This window comes from Methylobacterium dankookense (assembly GCF_902141855.1).
Lineage (GTDB): Bacteria > Pseudomonadota > Alphaproteobacteria > Rhizobiales > Beijerinckiaceae > Methylobacterium > Methylobacterium dankookense.
The window spans coordinates 22,536-37,669 of the sequence record NZ_CABFVH010000033.1 but is presented as its reverse complement, the minus strand read 5'-3'; the positions used below and the strand labels follow the sequence as shown (position 1 = coordinate 37,669).

Genomic DNA, 15,134 nt, shown 5'->3' with positions numbered 1-15,134 from the left:
GCTCCTGCGCTGAAGCGCCCGATGATCCCCGGCACCACGGCGGGTGTCCCGCCGCACTCCGTTACGGAAAGCTTAAGCCTATCTCCTGGTCACAGAGCGAATACAGGTTCGCATCACAGGAGACCGGTCATGACCCGCCGCATCGAACTGACCCTCGCCGCCCTCACCGGTGCCGCCGCCCTCGCCTTCTACGCGCAGAGCCTGGCGCTCCCGACTCACTTCGTCTGACGAAGATCCGGTTCGGGCGGCCCTCAGGCCCGATCCGTACCGGCAGCGGCGCCCGCTCGCGGGCGCCGTTCTAGTGGCGCGTGCCCGTAGCCGGGTCCGACTTGCCGCTGGCGGCCTTGGCCAGTTCCTGGCCGATCTGGAAGAGGGCCGCCTCGAGGATGTTCATCGCCTGCCGGCCGCCCATCTGCTTCATCAGGACGTGGAGCGCGATGAGGTGGTCGGCGAGGCGCTCTAGGTCGTTGCTCGGCGTCAGGACGCCCGGCTGCAGGGGCGGAGTGAAATCCCCGAGCCCGCCGGAAGCCGGAGCATCGCTGTCCGTGGCCGCGCCGAGGCTCGTCAGGGATCCCAGGAAGCCGAGGAAGGTCCGGTCCGGCGGCCCGAAGGAGGGCACGGCACCCGAGGCGAGCCAGAGCCGGCGGCCGTCTTTGCAGAGCAGGCGATAGCGCACGTTGAACGCCTGCTGCGTGCGGATGGCCTCTTCGACGATGCGGCGCACGGTCCCCCGGTCGTCGGGATGGATGACGTCCATCCAGCCGTAATCCGTCGTCTCCGCGAGGCTGCGCCCGGTCAGCTCGGCCCAATCCGGGCTGACGTAGATCGCCTTCCCCTCGGCGTTGGTGACGAAGATCATGAACGGTCCCGATGAGGTCATGCTCGAATCCGCTGCCGCAGCCTGGGCCGCGGACCGGCCACGCTTCTCTCGCCGGTCAGTCTGCGTGTACAATCACCGATATCAATCTCTTGTCTGTTTCGGCCGCGCACAGCGTTAGCGAGGCGTGATGCCGGGCGCGGTCGGGCCATGCCGTGGCGGGCAGCGCCCGGATCGTCCAAGGCGTTGCCGCGGCCACGCTTTCCGTAAGCATCCCCGCACCAGGGCGCCGATTCGGGCGGCTTGGCCCTGCGTCGTCATGGCACTGCCGCACGCGCCGACTACACCGCCGGCCGGCACGGATGCGGCTTCGCCGGCCGGACGGACCGAACCGCGTGACACCTCGGAGGTTCGACAAGCGGGGCCGGGGAACGCCGGCACCGACCGATCCGTTGTCAGGCCGCCGCGGCGAAGGGTCCCGGCCTCGCATCGTAAGGAAATGCTCCCATGAGCCTTCTCGGCAGCATCGTCAGCAAGATCCTGCACCCCTTCGGCGGCGGCTCCGCGGAGGCTGCGCCGGCCTCGACGGGGGGATCGAGCGGCGCCTCGACCGCCACCACCGGGTCCACCTCCTCCGGCGCGGCGCCGACCGCCTCGGGCGGCCAGGTCGACGTCGAGCAGGTGCTCAACGACATGGCGGCGAAGAACCCGCAGACGCTGAACTGGCGCACCTCGATCGTGGACCTGATGAAGCTCCTCGATCTCGATTCGAGCCTTCAGGCCCGCAAGCAGCTCGCCGACGAGCTGCACTACACGGGCGACAAGGAGGATTCGGCCTCGATGAACATCTGGCTGCACAAGCAGGTGATCAAGAAGCTCGAGGAGAATGGCGGCAAGGTGCCGGCCGACCTGAAGGACTGAGCGTGACCGGCCCTCCCCCGCCCGGCGGGGGAGGGCGAATCAGACGTTCACGCCCACTCGCCGCCGCGCATCACCGGCACGGCCTGACCGTCGGCCCGGATGCCGTCCACGTCGATCTCGGACGAGCCGATCATCCAGTCGATGTGGATCAGGCTGCGGTTGGCGCCGCGGGCGGCGAGGTCCGCCTCGCTGAAGGCCGCCCCGCCATCGCGAAAGCACTTGCTGTAGGCCTGGCCCAGCGCGATGTGGCTCGCGGCGTTCTCGTCGTAGAGCGTGTTGTAGAACAGCAGCCCCGAGGCCGAGATCGCCGACGAGGCCGGCACCAGCGCGACCTCGCCGAGATGGCGCGCGCCCTCGTCCGTGTCGAGGACGTTCGCCAGCACGTCGCCGCCGGTGCGCGCCCGCGCCTCGACGATGCGCCCCGCCTCGAAGCGCACCGCGATCCCGTCGATCAGCGTGCCCTGGTAGGAAAGGGGCTTGGTGCTCGTCACATGGCCGTGCACGCGGTCGCGGTGGGGCGTGGTGAAGACCTCCTCGGTCGGGATGTTGGCGTTGCAGGTGACGCCGCTGCGCGACGTCGCGGCGCCTCCGCACCATTCGTGGTCGTCGGCTAGGCCGACCGTGAGATCGGTGCCGGGGCCGTGGAAACGTAATGCCGAGAAGCGGTTGGCGTTGAGCGCGTCCATGCGGGCGTGCAGGTCGGCGTTATGGGCCGCCCAGGCGCCGAGCGGGTCCGGCCCGTCGACGCGCGAGGCGGCGAAGATCGCGTCCCAGAGCTTCGCCACGGCCTCGCCCTCGGGCAGGCCGGGGAAGACCGTGCGGGCCCAGGCCGGGGTCGCGGCCGAGACGATGGTCCAGTTGGTGGCGAAGTTGGCGATGAGCTCCAGCGCCGGCACGTAGGCCTTCGAGCGGGCCCGGTTGGCGCGGGCGACCTTCCCGGGATCCTGGCCGACGAGGAGCGAGGGGTCGTCGCCGCTGATCGCGAGCCGGGCGGCGCCGTTGCGGTAAGCCTCGGCCATGCCGGCATAGAGCCAGCCGGCCGCCGTGTCGAAGGCCGCGTCCGGCGCGTGGGCGAAGCGGGCGAGGCTCTGGACGTCGTCGCCGAGGAAGGTGGTGACCAGGGAGGCGCCCGCCCGGTAGGCCTCCGCCGTGATGGCCCGGGCCAGCGGCAGCGCCTCCAGCGGCGCCGTCATCACCAGCTCCTGGCCGGGCTGCAGGTTGAGCCCGACCCGCACCGCGACCGCAGCCAACCGGTCGAGGCGCGGCTCCAGCGCCTCGGCAGGCGGCGTCCCGGCCGGTGTCTCGGCATGTCCCGTCATCGTGCAGCGTCCTCCGGCCTCGTCCTCGGATCCGGCCCCGAAGATCGTTGCCCGAGGCCGCGAATCAAGCGGCGCGCGACCAGGTGATCTCGCCGAGGCTCTCGCGGAAGGCGAAGCGCATCAGGTGGTCCGAGACCACGTTCTCCAGGCGGGTGAGGCCGGCCGGGTCCGTGGTCCGGATGCGCATGAGCAACGCGTCGGGCTCGGCCTCGAAGGTGCAGATCCGGTCCTCGCCGAACGGCACGGTGCCGTATTCCGACGTGCTCTCCACCGGGAATTTGTGGCTCCAGTGCCGGCAGAGCTGCTGCAGGTAGCGGCTCGCCTCGGCGGTCTGCACGCGGGCCAGGGAGGTGGGCATGGCTGAGGTCTCCTGAACGGCGTCGGCTGGGACCTGCGCGGCGGCGGGCGACAGCGTTCGCACCTGCGAGATGGGCGACAGGGCGAAGCAATCGGCGGGCCTGTTCCACTCGGGGCCGTCCGACGGATGACGATAAAAGTCCGGCAGAGGCGTTAACGCTCCGATAACGCTCGGGGCCGCCTCGGATTTCCGTCCGCAGGGGAAATCTGCGGGGATAGCCGCCACGGCCCCGTTCAGCGCAGGATCGCGCCGGTTTGTGGCACGGCTGCGGCCGAATGGTGCAATGCAACAGCCCAGCTTGTGGCGGGCGCTACAGACGGCGCGCCCGTGTCATGCCGTCCGGCAGCACGGCCTCCGGGATGCGGCCGCCGCCGGAGGCCGGCTCGGGCCTGGGACTCTCGAACGGAACCATGAGGATCCGGTCCGCGACGGGAACCGGATAGGGCACGGAGGCGGCCACCGTGGCGAGCCGCGGCTGCAGGGTTCGGCGCACCTGACGCGGGCGCGGCGCGGATTGCCTCAGGCGCGGCACGGCCTGTCCATAACGTCGGCGGATGCCCTTCCGGAGACGGGCCTGGGCCCAGCGGGCGCGGTGCAGGCGGGCGTTTCCGAGCCGTGACCGGGCGGATGCCGGACGCGCGGGCGGATCGAGCAGGCGCGCCAGCGGCACCCGCTCGTAGGAGACGGGGCGCACGCGGTTCTCAGGCGTGATGCAGCCGGTGCAGATCGAGGCGGCGAGGCGGCGCCACGTGCGCGCCTGCCGCTCGACCAGATCGACCTCGCGCGCCGAGGCCGCGGTCCCGGTCGAGGGCGCCTTGGCGGCGCGGGACATCGTCACGGGCATCAGCACGAGGGCCGAGACGGCGATCGTCGCGACCATGCAGCGCACGAGACGGATCATGGCGGCCCCCGCGGCACGAATCGGCTGGAACGACGGATCGAACCTGGTCCCGCCCGATCTTCGAGCCCGCCATCCATCACGCCGACACGAAGCAAGTGCCGGGCCGTGATTGCTCAGCACAAACCCCATTTTTAGAGGCGAATTCAAATCAACATTCAATCCAAGATTGCACTCACCTCAAATCAGACGCCGAAACCTCCTATCGCACACTGTCGTCGGATTCCATGCCGGCCTCCGGCACGACCTTGCCGGGGTTGAGGATGCCGTGCGGATCGAGCGCGGCCTTGAGCCTGCGCATCAGGTCCAGCCCGACGGGATCGCCGTAGCGCAGGAGCTCGTCGCGCTTGAGCAGGCCGACGCCGTGCTCGGCGGCGATGGAGCCGCCCATGGCGTGCACGATGTCGTGCACGATGCGATTGAAGCGGCCCCACTCCGCCAGGAAGGCCGCCCGCGCCATGCCCTCGGGCTGGGTCAGGTTGAAGTGGATGTTGCCGTCCCCGAAATGCCCGAAGGCGCAGACGCGCAGGCCCGGCATCTCCGCCTCGCAGGCGGCGGCCGCCTCGGCGAGGAAGGCGGGCAGGCGGGCAAGCGGCACCGAGACGTCGTGCTTGATCGAGGCGCCCTCCCGCTTCTGCGCCTCGGGGAGCGACTCGCGCAGGCGCCACAAGGCCCGGTTCTGCGCCTCGCTCGCGGCCACCGCGGCGTCCTCGACGATTCCCTCGGCCATCGCCTCGGCGAGCGCCGCCTCCGTCTCGGCCCGCGTATCGGCCTCCGGCCGGCTGGAGGCGATCTCGATCAGCGCGTAGGCGCCGTGCGCGCCCGCGAGCGGCCGCACCGTGCCGGGGGCGTGGCGCAGCACGAGGTCGAGCCCGAAGGGCGGCATCACCTCGTAGGCGGTGAGGTCGCGGTCGCAGCGCGCGCGCAGATGCGCGAACAGGTCGAGCGCCCGGGCCGGGGAGGCGAGGCCAGCGAAGGCCACCGTGGTCGAGCGGGGCCGCGGATAGAGCTTCAGCACCGCCGCGGTGACGATGCCGAGCGTGCCCTCCGAGCCGATGAAGAGCTGCTTGAGGTCGTAGCCCGCATTGTCCTTGCGCAGGGACCGCAATCCGTCCCAGACGCGCCCGTCCGCCAGCACCACTTCGAGGCCGAGCACGAGGTCGCGGGCATTGCCGTAGGCGAGCACGGCGACGCCGCCGGCATTGGTGGCGATGCCGCCGCCGATTCGGGCCGAGCCGCGCGAGGCGTAGGAGAGGGGGAAGAGCAGGCCCGCCGCCTCGGCCGCCGCCTGGACCTCCGCGAGGATGGCGCCGGCCTCGACGGTGATGGTGGCGCCGATGGGATCGACGGCGCGCACCCGGTCGAGCCGGGCGAGGGAGAGGACGAGGCCGCCCCGGGGCACGCCGCCGCCGACGAGGCCGGTATTGCCCCCCTGCGCCACCACCGGCACCCCGGCCGCCGCGCAGGCCCGCACCGCGAAGGCGATCTCTTCGGTATCGGCGGGCCGCGCCACGGCGAGCGCCTCGCCCCGGAACAGACCGCGCTGCTCGTCGAGATAGGGCGCCACGTCCTCCGGCGCGGTGAGCACGTGCCGCGGCCCAAGCCGGGCGCAAAGCGCGGCGAGAAGCGCCTCGTCACCACCCATCGGATCCCCCCTCCCAAGCCAGTCCGGGATCCCAAAGGGATCATCCCTTTGGCGGGGTCTCGGGGCAGAGCCCCGAGGTCTTCCAGGGCTCCGCCCCGGACCCGCGAGAGGGATGATCCCTCTCGACACCCGGGATTCCGGCGCGGCTCGGTATATATGATGCCGCGCCATAGCGCTCACGAGGCCTGCATGCTCTCCGTCATCCCCAATCCCCCGCGGATCGCCCTGCCGATCGCCGGCAGCGCGGATCTGTTCCCGGTGCGGCGGGTCTACTGCGTCGGCCGCAACTACGCCGCGCATGCCCGCGAGATGGGGGCCGACCCGGACCGCGAGCCGCCCTTCTTCTTCATGAAACCCGCGGACGCGCTGCAGATCGTCGGCACGGAGCCGGCGCACCATCCCTATCCGCCGCGGACGGAGAACTACCATTTCGAGGTGGAGATGGTGGCCGCGCTCGGCCGGGGCGGGCGCGACATCCCGGTGGAGGCCGCCCTCGGCCACGTCTACGGCTACGCGGTGGGCCTCGACATGACCCGGCGCGATTTGCAGGATGAGGCCAAGGGGCTGCGCCGGCCCTGGGACCTCGGCAAGGCGGCGGACGCCTCCGGGCCGATCGGCCCGCTCCACACGGTGGAGGCGGTGGGCCATCCCGAGCGCGGGCCGATCACCCTCTCGGTGGACGGCGCGGTGCGGCAATCGGGCGACCTCTCGGAGATGATCTGGTCGGTGGCCGAACAGATCGCCTACCTGTCGAACTATTTCGAGCTGGCCCCGGGCGACCTCATCTTCACCGGCACGCCCTCCGGCGTCGGGCCGGTGCGGCGCGGCGAGCGCATGGAGGCGGCGGTGGCCGGCCTCGGCGCGATCGTGCTCGACGTGGCCTGAGCCCGGTGCTGCTCGATTCCCCGATCGTCCGGCATCTGTTCCATCTCGGGGCGCTCGCGCTGCGGGGCATGACGCTCGGCGTGCGCGGCGCGGCGATCGACGGGGAGGGCCGGGTCTGCCTCGTGCGCCACACCTACGTCGCCGGCTGGCACCTGCCGGGCGGCGGCGTGGAGCCCGGCGAGAGCGCGGTCGAGGCCATGCTGCGCGAGTTCCGCGAGGAGGCGGAGATCGGCGTCGCCCCGGACGGGCTGCGCCTGCACGGCTTCTACCGCAACCTTGCGGCCTCCGGGCGCGACCACGTCGCGCTCTACGTCGCGCCCGCCTTCACGCGCCTGCGCGAGAAGGCGCCAGACCGCGAGATCGCGGAATGCGGCTTCTTCGCCCTCGACGCGCTGCCCGAGGGCACCACCCGCGCCACCCTGGAGCGCCTGCACGAGATCCGCGAGGGCCTGAGCCCGGCCGCCCTCTGGTGAGGAAGCCGGGCTTGGCCGAATTCCGGTCCGGGCCGCTTGCGCCGCCCGGTGGAATGGTGTTTAGAGAGCGCGGCCGGCGCCGGCGGTTCCTACGGACCGAACGGGCGAGGCTCAGTGAGCGGGTGTAGCTCAGGGGTAGAGCACAACCTTGCCAAGGTTGGGGTCGAGGGTTCGAATCCCTTCGCCCGCTCCAATTTCTTCCAACCGACATGACGACGACAGGCCGCCCTTGGGCGGCTTTCGTCGTTTCGGTCGATGCCCCGGGCCGCCGGCATCCTCTCGCTCCGAAAGACCGTAGGCGGCGACATTTGGCCTTTGCATTCCGCCGCGGAATGGTGTTTAGAGAGCGCCGTCCGGGGCCGCCGGGTCGAACGAGACCTGGGGCGGCACGGATCTGCGAGCGGGTGTAGCTCAGGGGTAGAGCACAACCTTGCCAAGGTTGGGGTCGAGGGTTCGAATCCCTTCGCCCGCTCCAATTTCTTCCAACCGACACGACCACGACAGGCCGCCCCAGGGCGGCCTTCGTCGTTTCGTCCCTCCGTCAGCGGCCGTCTTCATCCCTGGAGCCGTTGCCGGTCGCATTGCGATCGGCAACGGCTTCAGGTCCTTGTTTCGACGCGCTCTCTTGCGCCGAACCGGTGTCCACTTCGGCGGAGAGCGCTCTAAACGAGAGAGGCGAATTTAAGAGATCGACGCCGGGAAAAGCCTGACTTGAATAAAAATCTGAGCGTGCTGATCTGATTTTATCGAGTATTTTCGCGCTCGATCAAGTCAACAATATCAGGACTGCGTCCAATGCCTCCTGCATTTGCATTGCACGGCTCGCCCACATTGGGTATGCACCATTCCCCTGATACGTTGCCAACCATCGTCGGATCCGACCGGATCGTCCGCCAGACGGAATCGGCCTGGACCAGCCTCAAGCCGACCCTGGAACATGTCATCTCGCATCTGCAGGCGAGATCCGTCCTGGAGATCGGCGCCGGGCGCCACCCGTTCTTCTCGATGGACGATGCGAAGCGCCTCGGCTTCGCGCTGACCATCAACGACATCGAGGCGGACGAGCTCAAATACGCCCCGCCCGGCTTCGATCAACTCGTCCTCGACGTCGCGCAGGACGTCGACCGCGCGATCCTCGACGGGCACAGCTTCGACCTGATCTTCTCGCGGATGGTCTTCGAGCACGTGAAGGACGCCCGGAAGGCCTGGACCAACCTGCGCGACCTCCTCGCGCCCGGCGGCGTCGGCTTCGCCTTCGTGCCGACCCTGTACTCGCCGCCCTTCGTGCTGAACCGGCTGCTGCCGGACGACCTCACCGGGCGGGCGCTGCGGCTCATGGACAAGACGCGGAACGACAAGGAGATTCCCAAGTTCCCCGCCTATTACGACGCCTGCCGCGCCAGCGAGGCGCGGCTCCGGCCCTTCCTCCAGGATGTCGGCTTCAGCGAGGTGCTGGTCGTGCCGTTCTACGGGACGCCGTACTTCCCGCGCATCCCGGTCCTCCGGCAGGTCTTCGGCGCCTTCGACAGGCTCTGCACGCAGTACGACCTCAGGACATTCGCGAGCTACGCCTACATCATCGCGCGGAAGTGAGCTGCCGCGCCGGGCCGTCGCAGGCCTCGCAAGACTTGAGGCGACAGCCGTCGCGCTTGTACTCTGCGGGCATGAGCAAGAGCCCTGAACGGACGGCGCACTGATGCGCGCCGCATGCGAGATGCAGGTGCCGCGGGAGAAGGTGGCCGAGATCGAACGGCTCGCCATGGCCCTCGCCGCCCGCCTGCGCTACGCCCAGATGGTGAGCCTGCCGGTGCCGGACGAGCAGGTGAGCGCCCTCGCACGCGCGGCGCAGGTACTGTCCGAGAGCCGGGTGCCGCCGCCCTCCCTGGTCCGGCAGGTGCTGCGGGAGGCCGCGGATGGCGGCCGCGCGCCGCCGGGGGAGCCGGCCCCGGACGCGCCGGGCCTGCTGGTGCGGCTCGGCCGGAATTTCCGCATCAGACGCCGGCGGCGCCACGAAAGCCTGGCCGAAGCGCCCTGACATCCGAACATCCGGGATCCCAAAGGGGTCACCCCTTTGGCGGGTCCGGGCGGCGCCCGGGAACAGGCCGGGGCGCTGCCCCGGCACCCCACCCAAGGGACTTGTCCCTTGGGGATCCCATGGCTTCAGTGATCGGCCACCCAGTGGCCCGGGGCGACCTCGACCAGATCGCCCGGCAGCCCGTCCGCCTGCTCGTCGCGCGCGCGGGCGGCGAGGCGGGCGCGCTCGGCCGCGGGGTCGGGGAGCGGCACCGCCGCGAGCAGGCGGCGCGTGTAGGGGTGGCGCGGATCCTCGTAGAGCCGATCGCTCTCGGCCAGTTCCACGATGCGCCCGCGCCAGAGCACCGCGACCCGGTGGCAGAGGTAGCGCACCATGCGCAGGTCGTGGGAGATGAAGAGGTAGGCGAGGCCGAGATCCGCCTGGAGGTCCTGGAGCAGGTTCACCACCTGCGCCTGAATCGACACGTCGAGGGCGGCGATCGGCTCGTCGGCGACGATGAAGCTCGGCTTGAGGGCGATGGCGCGGGCGATGCAGATGCGCTGGCGCTGCCCGCCCGAGAACTGGTGCGGAAAGCGCCCCATGAAGGCCGGGTCGAGCCCGACCCGCTCGAACAGGTGGGCCACCGCGGCCCGGCGCTCCGTCGCATTCATGTCCGGCCGGTGCAGGCGGAACGCCTCGGCCACGTAGGCGCCGACGCTCATGCGCGGGTTGAGCGCCGCGTAGGGATCCTGGAACACGGTCTGGATGCGGCTGCGCATGCGGCGCAGCGCCCGCGGGCTGAGCGTGGCGAGGTCGGTGCCCTCGAAGGCGACGGTGCCCGCGGTCGGCGGGTTCAGCATGGTCACGGCCCGCCCGATCGTGGACTTGCCGGAGCCCGATTCGCCGACGAGGCCCAGGGTCTCGCCGGGGGCGATGTCGAAGCTCACGTCGTGGACGGCGCGGAAGACGGTTCCCTTGCCGCCCCACCAGGCCCGCAGGGGATAGGCCTTCGAGAGGTTGCGCACCGAGACGACGGGCTGGACGCGGCTCATCGGGCGCGCTCCTCGGCGAGCCGCGCCGGCAGGTCGTACCAGGCGGCCACGAGATGGCCCGGCGCGGCGCCCTCGGCCTGGACGAGGGGCGGCATCTCGGCCCAGCAGCGGGCGGTGGCGTAGGCGTTGCGCGGGGCGAAGGGGTCGCCCGGCGGCGGGCGGCGCATGTCGGGCGGGCTGCCGTCGATCTGCTGCAGGCGCCGCCGCCCGGCGCGGCCCCCGCTGAGGTCCGGCAGGGAGCGCAGCAGGCCGAGCGTGTAGGCGTTGCGCGGGTCGCGGAAGATGTCGTCCACCGGCCCCCGCTCCAGGATGCGCCCGGCATACATCACCTGCACGGTGTCGCTGATGCCGGCGACCACGCCGAGATCGTGGGTGATCCAGATGATCGCCATGCCGAGCTCGCGCTTCAGCTCCTGCACCAGGGCGATGATCTCGGCCTGCACGGTCACGTCGAGCGCGGTGGTCGCCTCGTCGGCGATGAGGAGCTTCGGGCGGCAGGCGAGGCCGATCGCGATCATCACGCGCTGGCGCTGGCCGCCGGAGAATTCGTGCGGGTACTGGTCGAGGCGGGCGGCCGCGTTCGGGATGCGCACGAGGTCGAGGAGCTCGCGGGCACGCGCCCGGGCCGCGCGCCGGTCGAGGCCGAGATGGATGCGCAGGGGCTCGGCGATCTGCGCGGCCACGGTCATGCCGGGGTTGAGCGAGCTCATCGGGTCCTGGAAGACGAAGCCGATCTCGCCGCCCCGCACCCGGCGCAGCGCCCGCTCGGGCAGGGCGAGGAGGTCGCGCCCGCGGAACAGCACCTGCCCGCCGTCGATCCGCCCGGGTGGGCGCGGGATCAGGCCGAGCATGGCGAGCACGTGCACGCTCTTGCCCGAGCCCGATTCGCCGACGACGCCAAGCGTCTCGCCCTCGTTCAGCGTGTAGGAGACGCCGTTGACGGCGTGGACCGCGCCGCCCTCGGTGTCGAAGGTGACGCGGAGGTCCCGCACGTCGAGGAGGGGCCGGCTCATGTCCGCTGCCTCGGGTCGAGGGCGTCGCGCAGGCCGTCGCCGAGCAGATTGAAGGCCAGCACCGCGAGGAAGATCGACAGGCCCGGCCAGATCGCCATCCACGGTGCCTGGTCCATGAAGTTCTTGGCGACGTTCAGCATGGCGCCCCAGGAGGGCTCGGGCGGCTGCTGGCCGAGGCCGAGGAAGGAGAGGCTCGCCTCGGCGATGATCGCCGCCGCGATGGTCAGCGTCGCCTGGACGAGGATGGCCGGCACGATGTTGGGCAGGATGTGCACCAGCGCGATCCGCCAGGGCGGGTTGCCCACGGAGCGGGCCGCCTCCACGAATTCCTCCGCGGCCACCGCCCGCACCTGCGCGCGGGTGAGGCGCACGAAGGTGGAGGTGGCCGACAGCCCGATCGCCAGCATGGCGTTGGTGAGGCTCGGCCCCAGGAAGGCGGCGAGCGCGATCGCCAGGATCAGGAAGGGGATGGCAAGGAGCGCGTCGGTGAGGCGCATGATCGCCGCATCGATCCAGCCGCCGGCATAGCCCGCGACGAGCCCGATCGGCAGGCCCAGCGCCACGGCGAGGCCCACCGAGACGAGGCCGGCCCCGAGCGAGGCGCGCGCGCCGTAGATGATGCGCGAGAGCACGTCGCGGCCGACCTCGTCGCCGCCGAACGGATGCGCGAGGCTCGGGGCCGCGCGCACCGCGCCCCAATCGGTGGCGGTGGGGTCGTAGGGCGCGACGAGATCGGCGAGCGCCGCCGTCGCGACGAGCGCCACGACGATGGCGAGGCCGATCAGCGCGCTCCGCCGCGCCGCCAAGCGCCGCCAGAAGGCGGCGAGCGAGCCGGGCTCCTGGAGGATCGCGAGGTTGCCCGCGGGCGCCGCGACGCCGGCGGATTCGGTGAGGGGGGTGCCGGTGCTCATCGCCGCCTCGCGACCTCGCTCGCCGTCCGCGGCCGAGCGCGACGGGCCCCCTCTCCCGTTCGGGTGAGGGTTGGGGTGAGGGATGAGAACGATCCGAAGGGGTCGCGACGGTGCCGCGGGCCTTTCGGAGTTCGATCCTGAAAGTTCTCGACCCTCTCCCGACGGATCTCGGGCCTGCCCGAGATCCGCATCCCGGTGCCCAAGTCGGGCAGGCCCGACTTGGGTGGAGAGGGGACCCGCGCCCGATCCGAGACCGCCCCAGCGGTCCGGCGGCGCGACATGACAAGATTCCCCCTCATGCCCGGCGCAGCTTCGGGTTGACCACGGCCGAGAGGACGTCCGCGGCGAGGTTGAGGGCGATGTAGGTGGCGGCGGTGCAGATCACGACGCCCTGCACCGTGGCGAAGTCCCGGTTGAACACGGCGTCCACCATCAGCTTGCCGAAGCCCGGCACGGAGAAGACCTGCTCGGTGAGCACGGCCCCGGAGAGGAGCTGCCCGAATTCGAGCGCGCCGAGGGTGATGATCGGGATCGCGGCATTGGGCAGCGCGTGGCGCAGCACGAGGCGCAACGGGGAGACGCCCTTGGCGCGGGCGGTGCGCACGTAGTCCGAGCCGAGCACGCCGAGCATCGCCGCGCGGGTGTGGCGCATCATCACCGCGGCGATGGCGTTGCCGAGCACGAAGGCGGGCATCGCCATGGCCTTCAGGTTGTCGATGAGGCCCTCGCCCGGCGGCACGTAGCCCGAGGCCGGCAGCCAGCCGAGATGCACCGAGAACAGCAGGATCAGGAGGATGCCGAGCCAGAAGTTCGGCACCGACAGGCCCCAGAGCGCGACGCCGTTGGCCGCCGCATCCAGCCAGGTGCCGCGCCGGACCGCCGAGAGGATGCCCATCGGGACACCGATGGCGAGCGCCACCAGCATGGCGAGGCAGGCGAGTTCGAGCGTCACCGGCAGCTTCTCGAGGACGAGCTCGGCCACCGGCTTCTGCAGGCGCACCGAGACGCCGAGATCGCCCTGCAGCACGCCGCCGGCCCAGTAGGCGTAGCGCACGGGCAGGGGCTGATCGAGGTGGTACTTCTCCCGGATGAAGGCGATCACCTCGGGGTCGCGCTCCTCGCCGGTCAGGGCCGTGGCGACGTCGCCCGGCAGCAATTGCTGCAGGGCGAAGATGATCATCGAGGCCAGGACGAGGGTCGGGACGGCAAGCGCGAGACGATGGGCGAGGAACCGCAGCATCAGTTGAGCTTCAGCCCCGTGAAGCGGGCGAGCCCGTCCGGATAGGGCACGAAGCCGGTGAGCTTCGGGCTGTAGGCCCAGAGCAGCTTGCGGTGCATCAGGTAGACGCTCGGCCGGTCGGTGAGGACCTTGTCGGCGAGCGCCTTCCAGGCCGCCTTGCGCTTCTCCGGATCGACCGAGCCGCGCTCGGCCTGGAGGGCAGCGTCGGCCTCCGGGCTGCAATAGCGCGGGTAGTTGAGCGGCGCCTTGCAGGCGAGGAAGCTGAAGGTGTTGCCGTCCGGGTCCGGCCGGCCGCTCCAGTTGTAGAGATAGGCCTCGTAATTGCCCTTGTCGGCGAGGTCGAGGGCGGTGGTGAAGTCGGTGGCCTGGAGCTTCACGTCGAAGCCCGCCTCCTTGGTCATCGCCTGGATCACCTGGCCGACCTGGGGCGCCTCGCTGTTGGCGTAGACCATCATGGTGATCTGGGGCCTCGGCTGGCCGGCCTCGGCGAGCAGCGCCTTCGCTTTCGCCACGTCGCGCTTCGGCAGCGGGTAATCCTTCACGTAGTCCGGGTGCTTAGGCGAGACCCACTGGTTGCCGGGCAGGAACTCGCCGTTGAACACCACCTGGCTGATGGCGTTGCGGTCGAGGGCGAGGTCGAAGGCGGCGCGCACGCGGGGATCGGCGACCGGGGAGCCGGCCTTGCTCAGGTTGAACAGGACCGACTGGAAGCCGAGCTCGTAGGTCGAGGCGAGCTTGAGCTTGGCGTCGCGGGCCACCTGGGGCGCGTCGGTGGGGGCGAGGCGCTCGAGCAGGTCGAGCTGGCCGGCGCGCAGGTTCGTCAGCCGCACCGTGGTGTCGGGGATCGGCCGGAACTCGATGCGCTGGATGTGGATCTGATCCTTGTTCCAGTAATCGGGGAAGCGCTCCACCACGATGCGGTCCTGCGGCACCCGCTCCACGAACTTGAAGGGGCCTGCGCAGACGGGACCGCTGGCGAACTTGTCGCCGAGCCGCTCGGCGGCCTTGGGCGAGACCAGCATGCCGGCCCGGTCGGTGAACTGGGCCATCAGCGGCGCGAAGGGCTGCTTGAGGTTGATCCTGACGGTGAGGTCGTCCACCACCTCGACGGAATCGATCGGCGCGATCTCGCCGCGGCGCTGCGAACCCGGCATCTTCAGGTGGCGCTCGATCGAGTACTTGGCCGCCGCCGCGTTCACGGGCTCGCCGTCGTGGAATGTCACGCCCGGCCGCAGCGTCATGGTCAGCACCTTCTCGTCGGGCGAGAGCTCCCACGTCGTGGCGAGCTGGGGCACCGGCTTCAGGTCGGGGCCGATATCCACGAGCTTGTCGCAGAGCGCGGCGAAGACCATGCGGCTCGCGAAGGTGCGGGCGAGCGTCGGGTCGAGGGCGTCGGGATCCTCCATCATGCCGTAGCGCAGGGTCTGGGCCGAGAGCGGCGCGGTGAGCGCGAGCCCGGCGACGAGGCAGGCGGCGGCAAGACGCAACATCCAGGTGTCCCGTTCGTGCGAGTGTTCTGCAAGATCGTGCCGGGGGAGGGTCCGGCGGCGGGGCCGGCGCGTCAAGGCCGCAACCAGCGACCCTGTGG

At 70.9% G+C, this 15,134-nt stretch carries 15 protein-coding genes and 2 tRNA genes; 7 read left to right on the top strand and 10 right to left on the bottom strand.

The window, feature by feature from the left end; genetic code table 11:
• Nucleotides 1-298: 298 nt before the first annotated feature.
• Complete coding sequence (locus MTDSW087_RS20745; RefSeq protein WP_144766802.1) at nucleotides 299-880, bottom strand: PAS domain-containing protein; 582 nt, start codon at nucleotides 878-880, stop codon at nucleotides 299-301.
• Between the two features lie 444 nt (nucleotides 881-1,324).
• Here MTDSW087_RS20745 and MTDSW087_RS20740 point away from each other — a divergent pair, with 444 nt between their 5' ends.
• Nucleotides 1,325-1,738 (top strand): DUF3597 domain-containing protein, encoded by a 414-nt coding sequence (locus tag MTDSW087_RS20740; RefSeq protein ID WP_144766801.1) that lies wholly within the window; start codon nucleotides 1,325-1,327, stop codon nucleotides 1,736-1,738.
• Nucleotides 1,739-1,785: 47 nt separating this feature from the next.
• Here MTDSW087_RS20740 and MTDSW087_RS20735 read toward each other — a convergent pair whose 3' ends face one another.
• From MTDSW087_RS20735 to MTDSW087_RS20720, 4 genes are all read right to left on the bottom strand, one after another.
• Complete coding sequence (locus MTDSW087_RS20735; protein ID WP_144766800.1) at nucleotides 1,786-3,057, bottom strand: aminopeptidase; 1,272 nt, start codon at nucleotides 3,055-3,057, stop codon at nucleotides 1,786-1,788.
• Nucleotides 3,058-3,121: 64 nt separating this feature from the next.
• A complete protein-coding gene (locus tag MTDSW087_RS20730; RefSeq protein ID WP_144766799.1) occupies nucleotides 3,122-3,415 on the bottom strand; it encodes a DUF2218 domain-containing protein in 294 nt (97 codons plus the stop codon).
• A gap of 310 nt (nucleotides 3,416-3,725) precedes the next feature.
• Nucleotides 3,726-4,316, bottom strand: coding sequence for a hypothetical protein (locus MTDSW087_RS20725; protein ID WP_144766798.1), 591 nt, complete (start codon nucleotides 4,314-4,316; stop codon nucleotides 3,726-3,728).
• Between the two features lie 199 nt (nucleotides 4,317-4,515).
• A complete protein-coding gene (locus tag MTDSW087_RS20720; RefSeq protein WP_144766797.1) occupies nucleotides 4,516-5,958 on the bottom strand; it encodes an FAD-binding oxidoreductase in 1,443 nt (480 codons plus the stop codon).
• Nucleotides 5,959-6,147: 189 nt separating this feature from the next.
• On the opposite strand from MTDSW087_RS20720, the gene MTDSW087_RS20715 reads away from it, so the two are divergent.
• From MTDSW087_RS20715 to MTDSW087_RS20690, 6 genes are all read left to right on the top strand, one after another.
• A complete protein-coding gene (locus MTDSW087_RS20715; protein WP_144766796.1) occupies nucleotides 6,148-6,843 on the top strand; it encodes a fumarylacetoacetate hydrolase family protein in 696 nt (231 codons plus the stop codon).
• A 5-nt stretch (nucleotides 6,844-6,848) separates the two neighbouring features.
• Nucleotides 6,849-7,316, top strand: a complete 468-nt coding sequence (locus tag MTDSW087_RS20710; RefSeq protein ID WP_238178637.1) for an NUDIX domain-containing protein — start codon at nucleotides 6,849-6,851, stop codon at nucleotides 7,314-7,316.
• 118 nt (nucleotides 7,317-7,434) lie between these two features.
• Nucleotides 7,435-7,509: transfer RNA gene (locus MTDSW087_RS20705), tRNA-Gly, on the top strand.
• A gap of 207 nt (nucleotides 7,510-7,716) precedes the next feature.
• Nucleotides 7,717-7,791 (top strand) — tRNA-Gly (locus MTDSW087_RS20700).
• 383 nt (nucleotides 7,792-8,174) lie between these two features.
• Nucleotides 8,175-8,909 (top strand): class I SAM-dependent methyltransferase, encoded by a 735-nt coding sequence (locus MTDSW087_RS20695; protein WP_186383939.1) that lies wholly within the window; start codon nucleotides 8,175-8,177, stop codon nucleotides 8,907-8,909.
• A gap of 103 nt (nucleotides 8,910-9,012) precedes the next feature.
• Entirely contained in the window at nucleotides 9,013-9,351 is a 339-nt protein-coding gene (locus MTDSW087_RS20690; protein WP_186383938.1) for a hypothetical protein, read from the top strand.
• Nucleotides 9,352-9,476: 125 nt separating this feature from the next.
• Here MTDSW087_RS20690 and MTDSW087_RS20685 read toward each other — a convergent pair whose 3' ends face one another.
• The 5 genes from MTDSW087_RS20685 to MTDSW087_RS20665 form a co-directional block, all read right to left on the bottom strand.
• On the bottom strand, nucleotides 9,477-10,382 hold the full coding sequence (locus tag MTDSW087_RS20685; RefSeq protein WP_144766794.1) for an ABC transporter ATP-binding protein: 906 nt from the start codon (nucleotides 10,380-10,382) through the stop codon (nucleotides 9,477-9,479).
• On the bottom strand, nucleotides 10,379-11,395 hold the full coding sequence (locus MTDSW087_RS20680; RefSeq protein WP_144766793.1) for an ABC transporter ATP-binding protein: 1,017 nt from the start codon (nucleotides 11,393-11,395) through the stop codon (nucleotides 10,379-10,381). The genes MTDSW087_RS20685 and MTDSW087_RS20680 overlap by 4 nt, the downstream gene beginning before the upstream one ends.
• Nucleotides 11,392-12,306 carry an ABC transporter permease gene (locus tag MTDSW087_RS20675; RefSeq protein ID WP_144766792.1) on the bottom strand — a complete coding sequence of 305 codons (915 nt, stop codon included), beginning with the start codon at nucleotides 12,304-12,306 and terminating at the stop codon, nucleotides 11,392-11,394. Before MTDSW087_RS20675 ends, MTDSW087_RS20680 begins: the two co-directional genes overlap by 4 nt.
• A gap of 295 nt (nucleotides 12,307-12,601) precedes the next feature.
• On the bottom strand, nucleotides 12,602-13,546 hold the full coding sequence (locus MTDSW087_RS20670; RefSeq protein WP_144766791.1) for an ABC transporter permease: 945 nt from the start codon (nucleotides 13,544-13,546) through the stop codon (nucleotides 12,602-12,604).
• A complete protein-coding gene (locus MTDSW087_RS20665) occupies nucleotides 13,546-15,036 on the bottom strand; it encodes an ABC transporter substrate-binding protein (protein ID WP_144766790.1) in 1,491 nt (496 codons plus the stop codon). The genes MTDSW087_RS20670 and MTDSW087_RS20665 overlap by 1 nt, the downstream gene beginning before the upstream one ends.
• Nucleotides 15,037-15,134: the final 98 nt, after the last annotated feature.